Annotated in this window: 15 protein-coding genes; 9 read left to right on the top strand and 6 right to left on the bottom strand. The window is 60.4% G+C overall.

What is annotated here, in order from left to right:
• Window positions 1-68 precede the first annotated feature (68 nt).
• The 3 genes from PSH88_RS26165 to PSH88_RS26155 all read left to right on the top strand — a co-directional run bounded on the left by PSH88_RS26165 (window position 69) and on the right by PSH88_RS26155 (window position 4,134).
• Window positions 69-1,442: an MFS transporter gene (locus tag PSH88_RS26165; RefSeq protein WP_305423550.1), complete on the top strand. Its 1,374-nt coding sequence runs from the start codon at window positions 69-71 to the stop codon at window positions 1,440-1,442.
• Window positions 1,443-1,453: 11 nt separating this feature from the next.
• Window positions 1,454-3,007 (top strand): galactarate dehydratase, encoded by a 1,554-nt coding sequence (garD, locus tag PSH88_RS26160; RefSeq protein WP_305423549.1) that lies wholly within the window; start codon window positions 1,454-1,456, stop codon window positions 3,005-3,007.
• Between the two features lie 185 nt (window positions 3,008-3,192).
• Window positions 3,193-4,134 (top strand): AEC family transporter, encoded by a 942-nt coding sequence (locus tag PSH88_RS26155; protein ID WP_305423548.1) that lies wholly within the window; start codon window positions 3,193-3,195, stop codon window positions 4,132-4,134.
• A gap of 159 nt (window positions 4,135-4,293) precedes the next feature.
• On the opposite strand, the gene PSH88_RS26150 is transcribed toward PSH88_RS26155, so the two are convergent.
• The 6 genes from PSH88_RS26150 to gatC form a co-directional block, all read right to left on the bottom strand.
• Complete coding sequence (locus PSH88_RS26150; protein ID WP_305423547.1) at window positions 4,294-4,674, bottom strand: carboxymuconolactone decarboxylase family protein; 381 nt, start codon at window positions 4,672-4,674, stop codon at window positions 4,294-4,296.
• The gene (locus PSH88_RS26145) at window positions 4,671-5,732 is read right to left on the bottom strand and encodes a calcium/sodium antiporter (RefSeq protein WP_305423545.1); all 1,062 of its coding nucleotides are present in this window, start codon (window positions 5,730-5,732) and stop codon (window positions 4,671-4,673) included. The genes PSH88_RS26150 and PSH88_RS26145 overlap by 4 nt, the downstream gene beginning before the upstream one ends.
• 51 nt (window positions 5,733-5,783) lie before the next feature.
• Complete coding sequence (locus tag PSH88_RS26140) at window positions 5,784-6,158, bottom strand: septal ring lytic transglycosylase RlpA family protein (RefSeq protein ID WP_305423544.1); 375 nt, start codon at window positions 6,156-6,158, stop codon at window positions 5,784-5,786.
• A gap of 121 nt (window positions 6,159-6,279) precedes the next feature.
• Complete coding sequence (gene gatB / locus PSH88_RS26135) at window positions 6,280-7,725, bottom strand: Asp-tRNA(Asn)/Glu-tRNA(Gln) amidotransferase subunit GatB (RefSeq protein ID WP_305423543.1); 1,446 nt, start codon at window positions 7,723-7,725, stop codon at window positions 6,280-6,282.
• Window positions 7,726-7,735: 10 nt separating this feature from the next.
• A complete protein-coding gene (gene gatA / locus PSH88_RS26130; protein WP_305423542.1) occupies window positions 7,736-9,187 on the bottom strand; it encodes an Asp-tRNA(Asn)/Glu-tRNA(Gln) amidotransferase subunit GatA in 1,452 nt (483 codons plus the stop codon).
• Between the two features lie 16 nt (window positions 9,188-9,203).
• The gene (gene gatC, locus PSH88_RS26125) at window positions 9,204-9,491 is read right to left on the bottom strand and encodes an Asp-tRNA(Asn)/Glu-tRNA(Gln) amidotransferase subunit GatC (protein ID WP_007901429.1); all 288 of its coding nucleotides are present in this window, start codon (window positions 9,489-9,491) and stop codon (window positions 9,204-9,206) included.
• 210 nt (window positions 9,492-9,701) lie between these two features.
• Here gatC and mreB point away from each other — a divergent pair, with 210 nt between their 5' ends.
• From mreB to PSH88_RS26095, 6 genes are all read left to right on the top strand, one after another.
• The gene (gene mreB / locus PSH88_RS26120) at window positions 9,702-10,739 is read left to right on the top strand and encodes a rod shape-determining protein MreB (protein WP_002555108.1); all 1,038 of its coding nucleotides are present in this window, start codon (window positions 9,702-9,704) and stop codon (window positions 10,737-10,739) included.
• Window positions 10,740-10,918: 179 nt separating this feature from the next.
• Window positions 10,919-11,977, top strand: a complete 1,059-nt coding sequence (mreC, locus tag PSH88_RS26115) for a rod shape-determining protein MreC (RefSeq protein ID WP_305423540.1) — start codon at window positions 10,919-10,921, stop codon at window positions 11,975-11,977.
• Entirely contained in the window at window positions 11,977-12,468 is a 492-nt protein-coding gene (mreD, locus tag PSH88_RS26110; protein WP_305423539.1) for a rod shape-determining protein MreD, read from the top strand. The genes mreC and mreD overlap by 1 nt, the downstream gene beginning before the upstream one ends.
• A 90-nt stretch (window positions 12,469-12,558) precedes the next feature.
• The gene (locus tag PSH88_RS26105; protein ID WP_305423537.1) at window positions 12,559-13,155 is read left to right on the top strand and encodes a Maf family protein; all 597 of its coding nucleotides are present in this window, start codon (window positions 12,559-12,561) and stop codon (window positions 13,153-13,155) included.
• A gap of 57 nt (window positions 13,156-13,212) precedes the next feature.
• Window positions 13,213-14,670: a ribonuclease G gene (rng, locus tag PSH88_RS26100; protein WP_008008603.1), complete on the top strand. Its 1,458-nt coding sequence runs from the start codon at window positions 13,213-13,215 to the stop codon at window positions 14,668-14,670.
• Window positions 14,671-14,745: 75 nt separating this feature from the next.
• Window positions 14,746-18,549, top strand: a complete 3,804-nt coding sequence (locus tag PSH88_RS26095; RefSeq protein WP_305423535.1) for a YhdP family protein — start codon at window positions 14,746-14,748, stop codon at window positions 18,547-18,549.
• The last annotated feature ends 202 nt before the right edge of the window (window positions 18,550-18,751 follow it).

The raw sequence follows: 18,751 nt of genomic DNA, 5'->3' as shown, positions 1-18,751 counted from the left end.
CAAAAGCCAGATACGACAAAAAAATTGTTATTACCCGCATAAAAATAATCAGTGGGAGTACATCTACAATGCAATCGACCAAGCCGACTCACGTCCGCTATTTGATCCTGCTCATGCTGTTTCTGGTGACCACGATCAACTATGCCGACCGGGCCACCATCGCAATCGCCGGCTCCAGCCTGCAAAAAGACCTCGGCATCGACGCGGTCACCCTCGGCTATATCTTTTCCGCATTCGGTTGGGCCTACGTGGCCGGGCAAATTCCCGGTGGCTGGCTGCTGGACCGTTTCGGTTCAAAAAAAATCTACGCCCTGAGCATCTTCACCTGGTCGCTGTTCACCGTGCTGCAAGGCTATGTCGGTGAATTCGGGCTTTCCACCGCCGTCGTCGCGCTGTTCATGCTGCGCTTTTTGGTGGGCCTGGCCGAAGCGCCATCCTTCCCCGGTAACGCACGCATCGTGGCGGCCTGGTTCCCGACCGCTGAACGCGGTACCGCCTCGGCGATCTTCAACTCGGCGCAATATTTCGCCACCGTGTTGTTCGCGCCGCTGATGGGCTGGATCGTCTATAGCTTCGGCTGGCAGCATGTGTTCATCGTCATGGGCGTGATCGGCATCGTCTTCTCGGGGATCTGGCTGAAGGTGATCTACAGCCCGCGCCAACACCCGATGATCAACGACGCCGAGTTCAAACACATCGCCGACAACGGCGGCATGGTCGACATGGACCAGGACAAAGGCAAAGGCAAAGGCAAAAAGGGCGACGGTCCGAAGTGGGACTACATCCGCCAACTGCTCACCAACCGCATGATGCTCGGCGTGTATCTGGGCCAATACTGCATCAACGGCATCACTTACTTCTTCCTCACCTGGTTCCCGGTGTATCTGGTGCAGGAGCGCGGCATGACCATCCTCAAGGCCGGTTTCATTGCCTCGCTGCCGGCAATCTGCGGGTTTATCGGTGGTGTGCTTGGCGGGGTGATTTCCGATTACCTGCTGCGCAAAGGTCACTCGCTGACGTTCGCCCGCAAGGCGCCGATCATCGCTGGCTTGCTGGTTTCCAGTAGCATCGTGGCTTGCAACTATGTGGACGTTGAATGGATGGTCGTCGGCTTCATGGCCCTGGCGTTCTTCGGCAAAGGCGTGGGTGCGTTGGGCTGGGCGGTGGTGTCCGACACCTCGCCGAAACAGATCGCGGGTCTCAGCGGTGGTCTGTTCAACACCTTCGGCAACATCGCGTCGATCACCACGCCGATCGTTATCGGTTACATCATCAGCTCCACCGGCTCGTTCAAATGGGCGCTGGTGTTCGTCGGTTGCAACGCGCTGGTAGCAGTCTTCAGCTATCTGGTGATCGTTGGCCCGATCAAGCGTGTGGTCCTCAAAGAGCCGCCTGTCAGCGGTCCTGAAACCAACAATAAGTTATCTGAAGCGCATTCCTGAGGAGCGGCGTCATGCAGTTGATTGAACATTCCGACTCGCCGCGCTACATCCGCCTGCACGAGCGGGACAATGTGGTGATCGTAGTCAACGATCAGGGCGTGCCGGCCGGCACTGAATTCCCCGATGGCCTGGTCACCGTGGATTTTGTGCCGCAGAGCCACAAGGTCACTCTCGAGGACATTCCCGAAGGCGGCCAGGTGATTCGTTACGGCCAGACCATCGGTTACGCATTGCAGCCGATTCCGCGTGGCAGCTGGGTCAAGGAAGATCAACTGCGCATGCCCACCGCACCACCGCTGGACAGCCTGCCGCTGTCCACCGAAGTGCCGACCGCGCAGGCACCGCTGGAAGGCTTCACCTTCGAGGGTTATCGCAACGCCGACGGCACCGTCGGCACGCGCAACATTCTGGGCATCACCACCACCGTGCAGTGCGTTACCGGGGTGCTGGACCATGCGGTGAAACGCATCAAGGACGAGTTGCTGCCCAAGTACCCGAACGTCGATGACGTGGTGGCGCTGACCCACAGTTACGGCTGCGGCGTGGCGATCACCGCCACCGACGCGTACATCCCGATTCGCACCGTGCGCAACCTGGCGCGCAACCCGAACCTGGGTGGTGAAGCGCTGGTGATTAGCCTGGGCTGCGAGAAGTTGCAGGCCGGGCAGGTGATGCACGAGAACGACAGTTCGGTGGATTTGAGCGAGCCGTGGTTGTACCGCCTGCAGGATTCCAGCCACGGTTTCACCGAGATGATCGAGCAGATCATGGCGCTGGCTGAAACCCGCTTGAAGAAGCTCGATCTGCGCCGCCGGGAAACCGTGCCGGCGTCCGAGCTGATCCTCGGCATGCAGTGCGGTGGCAGCGATGCGTTCTCTGGCATCACTGCCAACCCGGCGCTCGGCTATGCCTCAGACCTGTTGTTGCGGGCGGGGGCGACGGTGATGTTTTCCGAAGTCACTGAAGTGCGTGATGCGATTTACCTGCTGACGTCCCGTGCCGAAACCGAGGAAGTGGCTCAGGAACTGGTGCGGGAAATGGACTGGTACGACCGTTACCTGGCCAAGGGTGAAGCGGATCGCAGTGCCAATACCACACCGGGGAACAAGAAGGGCGGGTTGTCGAATATTGTCGAGAAGTCCCTGGGCTCGATCGTTAAATCCGGCAGTAGCGCGATCAATGGGGTGCTCGGCCCTGGCGAGCGCTTTAAGCGCAAAGGGCTGATTTTCTGCGCGACCCCGGCCAGTGATTTTGTCTGCGGGACGTTGCAGTTGGCGGCGGGGATGAACCTGCATGTGTTCACCACCGGGCGGGGTACGCCTTATGGGTTGGCGATGGCACCGGTGGTGAAGGTGTCGACCCGGACCGAATTGGCGCAACGCTGGCCGGACCTGATCGACATTGATGCCGGGCGGATTGCGACCGGGCGAGCTTCGATCGAGGACCTCGGCTGGGAATTGTTCCACTACTACCTGGACGTGGCCAGCGGCAAGAAACAGACGTGGGCGGAGCAGCATAAGCTGCATAACGACATCACCTTGTTCAACCCGGCGCCTATCACGTAAGACGGCGTTATCGTTCGTCGCGGGCAAGCCCGCTCCCACAGTGATCTTCGGGGTTCACACAATTTGTGCAACAAAGAAGCACCCTGTGGGAGCGGGCTTGCCCGCGATGGCGATCTACCAGACGGCAGGGGACATGGTGGCTTATCATTAGCCCCCTAACGACGCCCACCCAAGGTTCCCCCGGCATGCTGGCTATCTTCCTCGAAACCCTGAACATCACCGCGCCGGTGTTTGCCATGCTGTTTCTGGGGGCGCTGCTCAAGCGCATCGACTGGATCAACGACAACTTCATTCATACCGCGTCGGCCCTGGTGTTCAACGTCACCATGCCGGCGTTGCTGTTTCTGGGCATCTTGCATGCCGACCTGCATGCCGCGCTGCAACCGGCGCTGCTGATCTACTTCTCGGTCGCGACGCTGGCGTGCTTTGCGATTGCCTGGGGCTGGGCGATCTGGAAATGCCCGCGGGAAGACCGAGGCATCTATACCCAAGGCGCTTTCCGTGGCAACAACGGCGTTATCGGTCTGGCCCTGGCGGCGAGTATGTACGGCGACTACGGGATTTCCCTCGGGGCCATTCTTGCAGCGTTGGTGATCCTGTTTTACAACACGCTTTCGACCATCGTACTGGCGGTCTACAGCCCGGTGATCAAGTCTGACCCGTGGAGTATCTGCAAAAGCGTGATGGTCAACCCGTTGATCATCAGCGTGTTTGCGGCGGCGCCGTTTGCGTATTTCAAGATCGGTTTGCCGGGGTGGCTGGAGACGTCCGGCCAGTACCTGGCACAAACCACTTTGCCATTGGCATTGATCTGCATCGGTGGCACGTTGTCGCTGGCGGCGATGCGCAAAAGCGGGCCGACGGCGCTCAGTTCAAGCCTGATGAAGATGATCGGCCTGCCGGTGCTGGCGACGCTTGGCGCCTGGCTCTGGGGTTTTCGCGGGGCGGAATTGGGGATTCTGTTTCTGTACTTCGGCAGCCCGACTGCAGCGGCCAGTTTTGTCATGGCCCGGCAGGCCAACGGTAATCATGAACTGGCGGCGGCGATCATCGTGATTACCACGCTGATGGCGGCGGTCACCACCAACGTCGGGATTTTTTTGTTGCAGTGGGGTGGGTGGATTTAGCCTCGGCATTTGCGGTGGCTTCCAGGGCCTCATCGCGGGCAAGCCCGCTCCCACAGTGATCTTTGGTGTTCACACAATTTGTGCAATAAAGGAGATCCCCTGTAGGGGAGCGGGCTTGCCCGCGATGGCGATAGTCCTGCCAGCACAAATGTCTGCTTGTTACTCGGGCTTTTGGTAGCTGTCGATCACTTCCTGCGCCGCCCGAAACGCATCAATCGCCGCCGGCACGCCGGCATACACCGCGCAATGCAGCAGCGCCTCGCGAATTTCTTCCACGGTGCAGCCGTTGTTCAGCGCGCCACGCACATGGCCTTTCAATTCTTGCGGGCACTTCAAGGCGGTCAGCGCGGCGAGGGTGATCAGGCTGCGGGTTTTCAGCGGCAGACCTTCGCGATTCCACACACCGCCCCAGGCGTGTTCATTGACGAAGTCCTGCAACGGTTGGGTGAACTCAGTGGCGTTGCCCAAGGCGCGGTCGACGAAGGCGTCGCCCATTACTTGGCGGCGGACTTCAACCCCAGGCTTGTTATCAGTGCTCATGGCAATTCCCTCTTATGGTGTTGGCGACGCCAGGCGCGCAGCGACGTGAACAGCAAAAACGCCCCCAGCGCCGGCAGGACGAAAAACAGCATCAGGTGTTCAAGCTTGCCGGCCAGCGGCATGCCGGTGGTGAACGACACCACGTGCAGTCCATAGGCCAGGTACAAACCCAAAAACAGCAGACCTTCGGCGCGCGTCACCCGGTAGCCGGAATAGAACACGGGCAGGCACAGCACCGCGACACCAAGCATTACCGGCAGGTCGAAATCCAGGGCGTTCGGCGAGACTGACAGCGGCGACGGCGCGATCAATGCGGTCAGCCCGAGTACACCCAGGAGGTTGAGCAGGTTGCTGCCGATCACGTTGCCCACCGCGATGTCCCGCTGACCGCGCAACGCGGCGATCAACGAAGTGGCCAACTCCGGCAGGGACGTGCTGACGGCAACGATGGTCAGACCGATGATCCGCTCCGACAAGCCCAGGTCGGTCGCGACCGCCACTGCGGCGCCGAGCAGCAAGTGCCCGGCGAACACCAGCATCGCCAGACCGGCGACGATCATTAGCAGGCTGCTGAACCACGGTGCCTGCGGCGCTTCATGAGCCGCCGATGGCGGACGGGCCGAGTGCCGTGACTGACGCAGCAGCAAGCCCAGATACAGTGCCAGCGCTATCAGCAGCATCACGCCGTCGGCCCGAGTCAGTTCTTCATTCCACGCCAGTACGAACACCAGCAGGCTGGCGCCGATCATCAATGGAATATCCAGGCGCACCAATTGCCGCGAAACCCGCAGCGGAATTATCAGCGCCGAGAGCCCTAGGGTGACGAGGATGTTGAAGATGCTGCTGCCGATCACGCTGCCGACGGCAATGTCGGCGTTTTGCGCCAGGGTGGCTTGCAGGCTGACCGCCATCTGCGGTGCGCTGCTGCCGAGGGCCACGATGGTCAGGCCGATGATCAGCGGCCGCACATGCAGTCGCGCGGCCAGACGTACGGCGGCGCGTACCATCAGTTCGGCGCCGGCGATCAGTAAAAACAGACCGCTGAACAATTCAATCACGCTGATCAGGGGTAAATCGGCCAGTCCGAAAATAGTCAGCGCTCCGTCTAATCAGTCGTCGAGGGCTTGCACGCGAACTTTCGCGGTGCCACTGCGCAGCATGCCCAACCGTTCGGCCGCTTCACGGGACACGTCGATCAGGCGCCCACGGGAGTACGGCCCACGGTCGTTGATGCGTACCACGCAGGATCTGTCGTTATTCAGGTTGGTAATCTTCACCCGGGTGCCGAACGGCAACTGGCGATGGGCGGCGGTCAGGCCATGCTGGTTGAAACGCTCGCCGCTGGCGGTGCGTTTGCCATGATGCTTGGCACCGTAATACGAAGCCGTGCCGGTCTTGTCGTAACCGTGTGGATCGACGGTATCGGTACTGGCACAACCGGCCAGCAGAGAGAGCAGGGCGCAGGCGCTGAGCAGACGTTTCATAGAAGGTATCCCGGATACAAATGTGAGAGCGGGCTTTTGTGGCGAGGGGGCAAGCCCCCTCGCCACAAAAGCCCGCTCCCACAGGGAATGGAGCCAGGTTTGAATGCTGGCTCCATTCGCATCAGCCTTCGAGCTTGCTTTTAAGCAGTTCGTTGACCTGTTGCGGGTTGGCCTTGCCTTTGGAGGCTTTCATGGCCTGGCCGACGAAGAAGCCGAACATCTTGCCGCGTTTGGCTTCGTCTGCCGCGCGGTACTGTTCGACCTGTTCGGCATTGGCCGCGAGCATCTCGTCCAGCACCGCCGAGATTGCGCCGGTGTCGGTCACTTGCTTGAGGCCGCGCTTGTCGATGATCTCGTCGGCGCTGCCTTCACCGTTGGCCATGGCTTCAAACACCACCTTGGCGATTTTGCCGGAGATGGTGTTGTCCTTGATGCGCAACAGCATGCCGCCCAGTTGCTCGGCTGAAACCGGCGACTGGTCGATGTCCAGGCCTTGCTTGTTCAACAGGCTGCCCAGTTCAACCATGACCCAGTTGGCCGCCAGTTTGGCGTCGCCACTGATGTTCACGACTTTCTCGAAGTAATCGGCTTGCTCGCGGCTGGTGGCCAGGACGCTGGCGTCGTAGACCGACAGACCGAACTGCGCCTGGAAGCGCTCGCGTTTCTGCGGTGGCAGTTCCGGCAGGGTGGCGCGCACGTCGTTGAGGAACGAGTCCTCGATGACCACCGGCAGCAGGTCCGGATCGGGGAAGTAACGGTAGTCGTTGGCTTCCTCTTTGCTGCGCATCGGACGGGTTTCGTCCTTGTTGGGATCGTACAGACGAGTCTGCTGGATCACCTTGCCGCCGTCTTCGATCAGCTCGATCTGGCGTTGCACTTCAGTGTTGATCGCCTTCTCGATGAAGCGGAACGAGTTGACGTTCTTGATCTCGCAGCGCGTGCCGAATTCAACCTGGCCTTTCGGACGGATCGACACGTTGCAGTCGCAACGCAGCGAGCCTTCGGCCATGTTGCCGTCGCAGATGCCGAGGTAGCGTACCAGCGCGTGGATCGCCTTGACGTAAGCCACGGCTTCCTTGGCGCTACGCATGTCCGGCTCGGAAACGATTTCCAGCAGCGGCGTGCCGGCGCGGTTCAGGTCGATGCCGGTGGCACCGTTGAACTCTTCGTGAAGGCTTTTACCGGCGTCTTCTTCCAGGTGCGCACGGGTGACACCGACACGTTTGATCGTGCCGTCTTCCATGGCGATGTCCAGGTGGCCCTTGCCGACGATCGGCAATTCCATCTGGCTGATCTGGTAGCCCTTGGGCAGGTCCGGGTAAAAATAGTTTTTACGGGCGAACACGTTGTGCTGGCCAATCTCGGCATCGATGGCGAGACCGAACATCACCGCCATGCGCACCGCTTCCTGGTTCAGCACCGGTAGTACGCCGGGCATGCCGAGGTCAACCAGGCTGGCCTGGGTGTTCGGCTCGGAACCGAAAGTGGTGGAACTTCCGGAAAAGATTTTCGACCGGGTGGTGAGCTGGGTATGAATCTCCAGCCCGATCACGACTTCCCATTGCATGTGTTTCTCCTCAGAAGCCGGTTGGGGTGCGGGTGTGCCAGTCAGTGTTCTGCTGATACTTATGGGCAACGTTCAACAGGCGGCCTTCCTGGAAATACGGGGCGAGCAACTGCACGCCGACCGGCAGGCCATCGACAAAACCTGCAGGCATGGACAAGCCCGGCAGACCGGCGAGGTTGGCGGTGATGGTGTAGACGTCTTCCAGGTACTCAGCGACCGGGTCGCTGTTCTTGGCGCCGAGCTTCCAGGCCGGGTTCGGCGTGGTTGGGCCGAGGATGATGTCGACCTCATTGAAGGCCGCCATGAAGTCGTTCTTGATCAGGCGACGGATTTTCTGCGCCTTCAGGTAGTAGGCGTCGTAGTAACCGGCCGACAGCGCGTAGGCGCCGACCATGATCCGGCGCTGCACTTCCGGGCCGAAACCTTCGCCACGGGAACGCTTGTACAGGTCTTCCAGGTTTTTCGGGTCTGCGCAGCGATAGCCGAAACGCACGCCGTCGAAACGCGACAGGTTGGAAGACGCTTCCGCCGGGGCGATCACGTAGTACGCAGGGATTGCGTGCTGCATGTTCGGCAGGCTGATTTCCTTGACCACGGCGCCGAGCTTTTTCAGCTCTTCAACGCTGGCCATGACCAGGTCGGCGATGCGCGGGTCGAGACCTGCGCTGAAGTATTCCTTCGGCACGCCGATGCGCAGGCCTTGCAGCGAACCGTTGAGGCCGGCGCTGTAATCAGGCACGGGCTCGTCGATGCTGGTGGAGTCCTGCGGGTCGAACCCGGCCATGCCTTGCAGCAGGATCGCGCAGTCTTCGGCGGTGCGGGCCAGTGGGCCGCCCTGATCGAGGCTGGACGCGTAGGCGATCATGCCCCAGCGCGAAACACGACCGTACGTCGGTTTCAGGCCGGTGAGGTTGGTCAGCGCGGCGGGCTGACGAATCGAACCGCCGGTGTCGGTGCCAGTCGCAGCCGGCAGCAGACGAGCGGCTACCGCAGCAGCCGAACCGCCAGACGAGCCGCCCGGAACGTATTCCAGGTTCCACGGGTTTTTCACCGCGCCGTAGTAACTCGACTCGTTGGCCGACCCCATGGCGAATTCGTCCATGTTGGTCTTGCCCAGGGTCACGGCCCCGGCAGCAGCCAGTTTGGCGACCACGGTGGCGTTGTACGGCGCTTTGAAGTTGTCGAGCATCTTCGAGCCGCAGCTGGTGCGGATGCCCTGGGTGCAGAACAGGTCTTTGTGCGCGATCGGCGCGCCGAGCAGGGCGCCGCTCTCACCGTTGGCCCGACGAGCGTCAGCGGCTTTCGCCTGCTGCAGCGCCAGGTCTTCGGTGAGGCTGATGAAGCTGTTGAGCTGCGGGTCGAGCTGGGCGATGCGCGCCAGCAGGACTTTGGTCAGCTCTTCGGAAGAAAACTTTTTATCGGCGAGTCCGCGGGCGATCTCGGCCAGAGTCAATTGATGCATTGCAGGCTCTTTCCCTTTAGTCGATGACTTTCGGAACCAGGTACAGGCCGTTTTCGACCGCTGGTGCGATGGACTGATAGGCCTCGCGATGATTGGTCTCGGTCACGACGTCTGCACGCAGGCGCTGGCTGGCTTCCAGTGGGTGGGCCAGCGGCTCGATACCGTCGGTATTGACCGCTTGCATTTCGTCGACCAGCCCGAGAATGCTGTTCAGGGCCGAAGTGATGTGTGGAAGATCGGCATCATTGAGGCCAAGGCAGGCCAGATGAGCGATTTTTTCCACGTCGGAGCGTTCAAGCGCCATGGGATTCTCCAGTGGAAAACAAAACGGACCGCGTCCGTGTGTTAGATTGTCGGAACACTACCGCATATCTACGGTCTCAGGGCCGCGATTGTGGTGCTTGGTGCACAGAAAAGCAGCCAATTTAACATATTGGCGCCTTGCCCAAAATCCCTGTCGTTGTTAGAGTTTGCCGCACTTTTTTACCCACGCGTTGCCTAGGGTCCCTTTCCCATGTTCAAGAAACTGCGTGGCATGTTTTCCAGCGATCTTTCCATTGACCTGGGCACTGCCAACACCCTTATTTACGTGCGCGAGCGCGGAATCGTCCTGAATGAGCCATCGGTTGTGGCTATTCGGACACACGGTAACCAGAAAAGTGTCGTTGCTGTCGGCACCGAGGCCAAGCGTATGCTCGGCCGTACGCCGGGCAACATTGCTGCCATTCGTCCGATGAAGGACGGTGTGATCGCCGACTTCAGCGTCTGCGAAAAAATGCTGCAGTACTTTATCAACAAGGTCCACGAAAACAGCTTTCTGCAGCCTAGCCCTCGTGTGCTGATCTGCGTTCCATGCAAATCCACCCAGGTTGAGCGTCGTGCCATCCGTGAATCGGCTCTTGGTGCCGGTGCTCGTGAAGTGTTCCTGATCGAAGAGCCGATGGCTGCTGCAATCGGTGCCGGCCTGCCGGTTGAAGAAGCTCGCGGTTCGATGGTTGTCGATATCGGTGGCGGTACCACTGAAATCGCGCTGATCTCCCTCAACGGTGTGGTTTACGCCGAATCCGTACGGGTTGGCGGCGACCGCTTCGACGAAGCGATCATCACCTACGTGCGTCGCAACTACGGCAGCCTGATCGGCGAATCCACCGCCGAGCGCATCAAACAGGAAATCGGTACGGCCTACCCGGGCGGCGAAGTTCGTGAAGTCGACGTTCGTGGCCGTAACCTGGCCGAAGGCGTTCCACGCGCATTCACCCTGAACTCCAATGAAGTGCTGGAAGCTCTGCAAGAGTCCTTGGCCACCATCGTTCAGGCTGTGAAAAGTGCGCTGGAGCAATCGCCTCCGGAGCTGGCGTCGGATATCGCCGAACGTGGCCTGGTACTGACCGGTGGTGGCGCCTTGCTGCGCGACCTCGACAAGTTGCTGGCCCAGGAAACCGGTCTGCCGGTGATCGTCGCCGAAGACCCGCTGACCTGCGTTGCTCGCGGTGGTGGCCGTGCATTGGAAATGATGGATAAACACACCATGGACCTGCTGTCGAGCGAGTGATCTCACCCGATGCATCTATGTTGGTGAGCCCGCAGGCAGCACTTTGCAGTGCTGCCTGTTGGCGTTTATCTTCTGTCAGTCTGCATCCAGGCCGGTTTGATGCCGTATGAATAAAGAGAACATTTGCCTGGGAGGAGCGGCTTATTAAACCGCTTTTCACCAAAGGCCCCTCACTGGGCGTGCGCTTGTTGGTGCTGGCCGTGCTATCGGTTGCGCTGATGGTGGTCGATGCCCGCTTCACACTGCTCAAGCCAGTGCGTAGCCAAATGTCGCTGGTGCTGATGCAGTCTTACTGGATCACCGACCTGCCGCAGCGGTTATGGCAAGGTGTGGCCAGCCAATTTGGCAGCCGGACCGAGTTGGTCGCCGAAAACGAAAAACTCAAAACCGAAAACCTGCTGTTGCAGGGCCGCATGCAAAAGCTGGCCGCCCTCACCGAGCAGAACGTTCGGCTGCGCGAGTTGCTCAACTCTTCTGCGCTGGTCAACGAAAAGGTCGAAGTGGCCGAGTTGATTGGCATGGACCCCAACCCCTTTACCCATCGCATCATCATCAATAAAGGTGAGCGCGACGGTGTGGTCCTTGGTCAGCCGGTGCTCGATGCCCGCGGCCTGATGGGACAGGTGGTGGACTTGATGCCGTACACCTCTCGCGTGCTATTGCTGACCGACACCACCCACAGCATTCCGGTGCAGGTGAACCGTAACGGTCTGAGGGCGATTGCCAGCGGCACCGGTAACCCGGAACGCCTCGAGTTGCGTCATGTGGCCGATACCGCCGATATTAAAGAAGGCGATCTGTTGGTCAGCTCTGGCCTCGGCCAGCGTTTCCCGGCGGGTTATCCGGTGGCGACGGTCAAGGAAGTGATCCACGATTCCGGTCAGCCATTTGCCATCGTCCGTGCGGTGCCGACGGCTGCGTTGAACCGCAGTCGTTATCTGCTGCTTGTGTTCAGCGACGGTCGCACAGCCGAGGAGCGCGCCAACGAAGCCGCCCAGGCTCAAGAGGCTCTGGACCGACAGGGTGGCGGGCCGATCATCCCTGCAACTGTGCCGAAACCGGCCGTGTCGGTGATACCGGCTGCCGCTGCAGCTCCGGCTACTCCGGCTACTGCACCTGCCGCAGTGGCCCCGGTCAAGCCTGCCACCGCCAAGCCACCCGCGGCCAAACCCGCGGCAGTGAAGCCTGTTGCCAAACCGCCTGTCGCTGCGCCGGCCACCACTGGGGGAACAGAATAATGGGCGGTGCAACTTCCTCCCGAAACGGCTGGATGGTCTGGCTGACTTTCGCCATCGGCATGTTGCTCAGCGTTTCACCGCTGCCGCAGTTCATGGAAATCCTGCGTCCTCTGTGGCTGGCCTTGCTATTGGCCTTTTGGGCGTTGGCCCTGCCGCAGAAAGTCGGCATGGCGACCGCCTGGTGCCTGGGGCTGGCCGAAGACGTGTTGTATGGCACGCTGCTGGGCCAGAACGCGTTGATCCTCACGCTCATTACCTTCCTGGTGCTGTCGTTGCAACAGCGCCTGCGTATGTTCCCGATGTGGCAACAGAGCCTGGTGATCCTGGTGATCTTCGGCCTCGCCCAACTGGTTCAGTTGTGGTTGAGCGCCCTGACCGGCAATCGTCAGCCGACCTTGGCGCTGGTGTTGCCGGCACTGGTCAGCGCGTTGCTCTGGCCATGGATCAGCTACGGTTTGCGCGGTTTGCGTCGACGCTACAAAATCAATTAATTCGGTCAGGCATGTGCCCGCACCGGTGCCCTGTCTCGCCAAAAAGGAACAGTATTTGTGAGACAGGGCGCCAAGCAGGGAGATGTCTTGATGAAGCAGCTGTACCTCGCCTCAGGCTCGCCGCGTCGGCGTGAACTGCTCACGCAGATCGGCGTGTCGTTCTCCGTCATCAGCGCGGACATCGATGAAACCCCTTTATCTGAAGAATCCCCATCGGCCTATGTCGAGCGTCTGGCGCGCGGCAAGGCCGAGGTCGGGCACGGCACGGTCGTGTCCGACGCGGATTTCTGCGTGCTGGGCGCCGATACCGCCGTGGTGCTGGACGGGAAAATTCTCGGCAAGCCGGTGGACGAAGCCGACGCATGCGCCATGCTTATGCTGTTGTCCGGGCGCGAACATGAAGTGCTGACAGCGATTGCGGTGCGCGATGGCGAGCGCTGCGAGTCTTTGGTGGTGCGCAGCCTGGTGCGTTTTCGCCACATTGACCGCGACGAAGCGCCAGCCTACTGGGCCAGCGGCGAACCCCGGGACAAGGCTGGCGGTTATGGGATTCAAGGGCTGGGCGCGGTGTTCGTCGCCGGGCTCAACGGCAGTTATTCGGCGGTGGTCGGATTGCCGCTGTGCGAAACCTGCGAGCTACTCGGCCATTTCGGCATACCCTGTTGGCAAACCTTTAACGCGCGTTGAGCGTCGTACTGACAAGATGCGGCCATTATCGTGAACATGCCTGAACGAGACCCTGCCATGAGTGAAGAGATCCTGATCAACATCACGCCGATGGAATCGCGCGTGGCGGTGGTCGAAAACGGTGTCCTGCAAGAGGTCCACGTCGAGCGCACACAAAAGCGCGGGATCGTCGGCAACATCTATAAAGGCAAGGTCGTGCGGGTATTGCCGGGCATGCAGGCGGCCTTCGTCGATATCGGACTGGACCGCGCCGCGTTCATTCATGCCTCGGAAATTTCCCTGCGCGAAGGCCCGGCGGTGGAGAGCATCAGCGCGCTGGTTCATGAAGGTCAGAGCCTGGTGGTGCAAGTCACCAAGGACCCTATCGGCTCCAAAGGCGCGCGCCTGACGACGCAATTGTCGATTCCATCTCGCTATCTGGTGTACATGCCGCGCACCGCCCACGTCGGCATTTCCCTGAAGATCGAGGACGAAGCCGAGCGCGAACGCCTCAAGCAGGTGGTCACCGACTGCGTGGCCAAAGAAGGCATCAAGGAAGCCGGCGGTTTCATTTTGCGTACCGCGGCCGAAGGTGCCGGGGCCGATGAAATCCTCATGGACATCCGCTACCTGCGCAGGCTCTGGGACCAGATCAACGAACAGATCAAGACCATCAGCGCGCCGAGTGTTATTTACGAAGACCTTGGCCTGGCGCTGCGCACCTTGCGTGACCTGGTGAGCCCGAAGATCGAGAAGATCCGCATCGACTCCCGGGAAACCTTCCAGAAAACCACGCAGTTCGTCGCCGAACTGATGCCGGAAATTGCCGACCGCCTGGAGCATTACCCTGGCGAACGGCCGATCTTTGACCTGTATGGCGTCGAAGACGAAATCCAGAAAGCCCTGGAACGCAAGGTGCCGCTCAAGTCCGGCGGCTATCTGGTGGTCGATCCGGCGGAAGCCATGAGCACCATCGACGTCAATACCGGCGCTTTTGTCGGTCATCGCAACCTCGAAGAAACCATCTTCAAGACCAACCTCGAAGCCGCCACCGCCATTGCCCGTCAGTTGCGCCTGCGTAACCTGGGCGGGATCATCATCATCGACTTCATCGACATGGAAGATGAAGAGCATCAGCGTCAGGTGTTGCGCACGCTCGAGAAGCAACTGGAACGCGATCACGCCAAGACCAACATCATTGGCATTACCGAGTTGGGCCTGGTGCAGATGACCCGCAAGCGCACCCGTGAAAGTCTTGAGCAAGTGCTGTGCGAGCCGTGCAGCAGTTGCCAGGGTCGCGGCAAGCTCAAGACGCCGGAAACCGTGTGCTACGAGATCTTCCGCGAAATCCTGCGTGAGGCCCGGGCCTATCAGGCTGAAGGCTATCGGGTGCTGGCGAATCAGAAAGTGGTCGACCGTTTGCTCGACGAAGAGTCGGGCAACGTCGCCGAGCTCGAAGGTTTTATCGGGCGCACCATTCGGTTCCAGGTGGAAACCATGTATTCCCAGGAACAATACGACGTGGTGTTGCTCTGAATCGTTGTGTTTCAACTCCACTAGAACGGCTGGCCTCAGCTTTTTGCAGTATTTTTGCCATGGGAGCCAACTGACATGGACCGTCTGACACGCATTTTGGCCGCACTGACCCGCTGGGGTCTGGGCCTGTGTGCGTTGGTTTTGGTGCTGATGGCGCTGTTCGTCAGCCTCGGCCGAGAGTTGACGCCGCTGGTGGCCGAGTACCGTACTGACGTCGAAGACAAAGCCAGCGATGCCTTGGGCATGCCCCTGCAGATCGGCAAGCTGGAAGGCAACTGGAGCGGCTTCGCCCCGGTTCTGCTGGCCCATGACGTGATGGTTGGCGAGGGTTCCAATGCCTTGCGCCTGGATCAGGTGCGCGCGGTGCCGGATCTCTGGGCCAGCCTGCTGGCGCGCGAAGTGCGCATCGCACACCTGGAACTCAACGGTCTGAAGATCAGCCTCAAGGAAGGTGAGGATGGTCATTGGGCGCTGGAAGGTTTGCCGGTGCAGCAGGACCAGCCGCTGAACCCGGAGCAGTTGCTCAATCGCATGCAGATGGTCCAGCAACTGTCGGTGCTCGACAGCCAGATCACCTTGCAGCCGTTGGGAGAGTCGCCGCTAACCCTGACCTACGTCGGCCTGAACCTGAAAACCGGTCCATCCCGCCAGCGGCTCGATGCCCGCCTGACGCTGCCCGACGGCCAGCCGGTTGCGGTGAGCCTGCGCACCCGTTTGCGCGCAGCCCAATGGAAGGATGGTGAAGCGGACGCTTACCTGAGCCTGCCGCAAAGCGATTGGTCGAAATGGTTGCCCGAGCGCCTGACCCAGCAATGGAATTTTTCCGAGATCAAGGCCGGTGGCGAGTTCTGGATGAACTGGAGCAAGGGCACCGTGCAACGCGCCGCGATTCGTTTGAACGCACCGCAACTCAAGGGCGCCTATGCCGAGCGCAAGCCGATCCAGATCAATAATCTGGCGCTGAACGGGTATTTCCAGCGCAGTTCCACCGGCGTCCTGGTAACCCTGGACTCTCTGGCCATGAGCCTGGGGGACACCCGCTGGGAATCGAAACTGCAATTTCAACAAACTGCCGCGACCGATACGGTGCCGGAGCTCTTGCATGTGCAAGCCGACCGTCTCGATCTCACACCGCTCACTCCACTGCTGAATGCACTGGGCCCACTGCCCGAAGGGATCGCCACGGCGGTCGAGCGGCTCAAGGTCACCGGGGTTTTACGCAACGTGTTGATCGACTTCCGCCCAGCCGCTACCGATGACAGCAAATTCAGCTTTGCCGCCAATCTGGAAAAGGTCGGCTTCGATGCTTATCGCGGTGCACCAGCGGTGCGAAATGTCAGTGGCAGCATCAGCGGCGACCTCGGGCAGGGCGAGCTGCGCATGGACAGCAAGGATTTCTCCCTGCACCTGGACCCGATTTTCGCCAAGCCATGGCAGTACATTCAGGCCAACGCCCGGTTGACCTGGAAACTCGACAAAGAAGGTTTCACCCTGATCGCGCCGTACCTGAAGGTACTGGGCGAGGAGGGCAAGATTGCCGGCGACTTCCTGATCCGCCTGCATTTCGATCACACCCAGGAAGACTACATGGACCTGCGGGTCGGCCTGGTCGACGGCGACGGTCGCTACACCGCCAAGTACCTGCCGACGGTTCTCAGCCCGGGGCTGGACGAATGGTTGCGCACCGCGATTCTCAAAGGCGCGGTGGATGAAGGCTTCTTCCAGTATCAGGGTTCGCTGAACCACGGCGCCGCCGAAACGGCTCGCAGCATCAGTCTGTTTTTCAAGGTTCACGATGCCGAGCTGGCGTTTCAGCCGGGCTGGCCGCATGTCAGCAAGGTCAGCGGCGATGTGTTCATCGAAGACAGCGGTGTGCGGATTCTCGCGAGCAAGGGCCAATTGCTCGACACCCAAGTCAGCGACGTCTACGTCAATATTCCCCGTGCACCTGCCGGGCAGAGCCCTCATCTGTTCCTCGACGGCGCGTTCGCTGGCGGATTGGGCGATGGCCTGAAGATTCTGCAGGAAGCGCCGATCGGCACCGCCGACACCTTCGCCGGTTGGGAAGGCGAGGGCGATTTGCAAGGCAAGCTCAAGCTGGATATCCCGCTGGTCAAAGGCGAGCAGCCGAAAATCCTCGTCGACTTCAAGACCGCAAAAGCTCGTTTGAAGCTGCGCGAGCCCACCCTGGAACTGACGCAACTCAAGGGCGATTTCCGTTTCGACAGCACCAAGGGGCTGAGCGGGCAAAAGATCACGGCGCGAGCGTTCGACAAGCCAGTGACCGCACAGATCTTCGCTGAAGGCAGCCCAGGCAAGCTCAACACTCGGATCGCCGCGGCGAGTGAGGTCGAGGTCAAAAAACTCACTGAATGGCTGAATGTCACTCAGCCATTGCCGGTGACGGGGACGATCCCTTATCAGCTGCAACTGAACCTTGATGGCGCCGACAGTCAATTGATGGTCAGCTCCAATCTCAAGGGCGTGGCGGTAGATTTGCCGGCACCGTTCGGCATGGCGGCCGATGTTGGGCGCGATACCGTGTTCCGCATGACCCTGCAAGGCCCGGAGCGGCGTTACTGGGTCAACTACGGTGAGCTGGCGAACTTCACGTTTGCGGCACCGACCGGCAATTTCGCCGACGGTCGCGGCGAGTTGCTTCTCGGTGGCGGCAATGCCGTGTTGCCCGGCGCCAAAGGCTTGCGCGTGCGCGGTGTGCTGTCCGAGCTGGATGTTGCCCCCTGGCAGGATCTGGTGAGCAAGTATGCGGGCCAGGATCCGGGCGGCAGTGCCAAACAGTTGCTCAGTAGTGCGGATTTGAAGGTTGGAAAACTCACTGGTTTCGGCACCACCCTCGATCAGGCCTCGGTGCAGTTGACGCGTAAACCGGCCGCGTGGGCCTTGCAACTCGACAGTCAGCAGGCCAAGGGCAGCATCGGTATTCCCGATGCGAAAGCCGCACCGATTGCGGCCAATCTGCAATACGTACGTTTGCCGGCACGAGACCCTACGGCGCTGGCTGACGAGAATTCGCCGGATCCACTGGCCACCGTGGACCCGACGAAGATCCCGGCGCTGGATATCACCATCAATCAGCTGTTCCAGGGGCCGGATCTGGTGGGCGCCTGGTATCTGAAAGTCCGGCCGACCGCCAAGGGCGTCGCTTTCAATGCCCTTGATCTGGGCCTCAAGGGCATCCTCTTGCGGGGCAGCGGTGGCTGGGAAGGCGTGCCGGGTAACTCCAGCAGTTGGTACAAGGGCCGGGTCAGTGGCAAGAACCTTGCCGACGTGCTCAAGGGTTGGGGTTTTGCGCCGAGCGTCACCAGCGAAGAGTTTCACATGGATGTCGACGGTCGATGGCCTGGCTCTCCGGCGTGGCTGGCGACCAAACGCTTCTCCGGCAGTCTTGATGCGTCGCTGAATAAAGGTCAGTTCATTGAAGTCGAGGGCGGTGCTCAGGCGCTGCGGGTATTCGGCTTGCTCAACTTCAACTCCATCGGCCGCCGCTTGCGCCTGGACTTTTCCGACCTGTTCGGCAAAGGCTTGAGCTATGACCGGGTCAAAGGCCTGCTGGTCGCCAGTAACGGGGTCTACGTGACCCGTGAACCCATTCTGCTGACCGGTCCGTCGAGCAATGTGGAGCTCAACGGCACGCTGGACCTGGTGGGTGATCAGGTCGATGCGAAGTTGCTGGTGACCTTGCCGGTGACCAACAATCTGCCGATCGCCGCGCTGATTGTCGGTGCACCGGCCGTCGGCGGGGCGCTGTTCCTGATCGATAAACTGATTGGTGACCGCGTGGCGCGCTTTGCCAGCGTCAAATACACCGTCAAAGGCCCATGGAAAGAACCGAAAATCACCTTCGACAAGCCTTTTTGAATTCTTTTGAAAAAGCACTCTTTGGGCCTATGGAGTAGCATGACCAAAGGGTTTTTTGTAGCCGCCACGTTTCCTGTAGCAGCTGCCGCAGGCTGCGTTCGGCTGCGCAGCAGTCGTAAAATCGGATGCCGCGGTCCTTCAGGCAAACTGTGTATTGCGGATTTACGACTGCTGCGCAGCCGAACGCAGGCTTCGCCAGCTG

This window comes from Pseudomonas wuhanensis, assembly GCF_030687395.1.
Taxonomy (GTDB): Bacteria; Pseudomonadota; Gammaproteobacteria; order Pseudomonadales; family Pseudomonadaceae; genus Aquipseudomonas; species Aquipseudomonas wuhanensis.
This window is presented reverse-complemented; position numbering and strand designations above follow the sequence as displayed.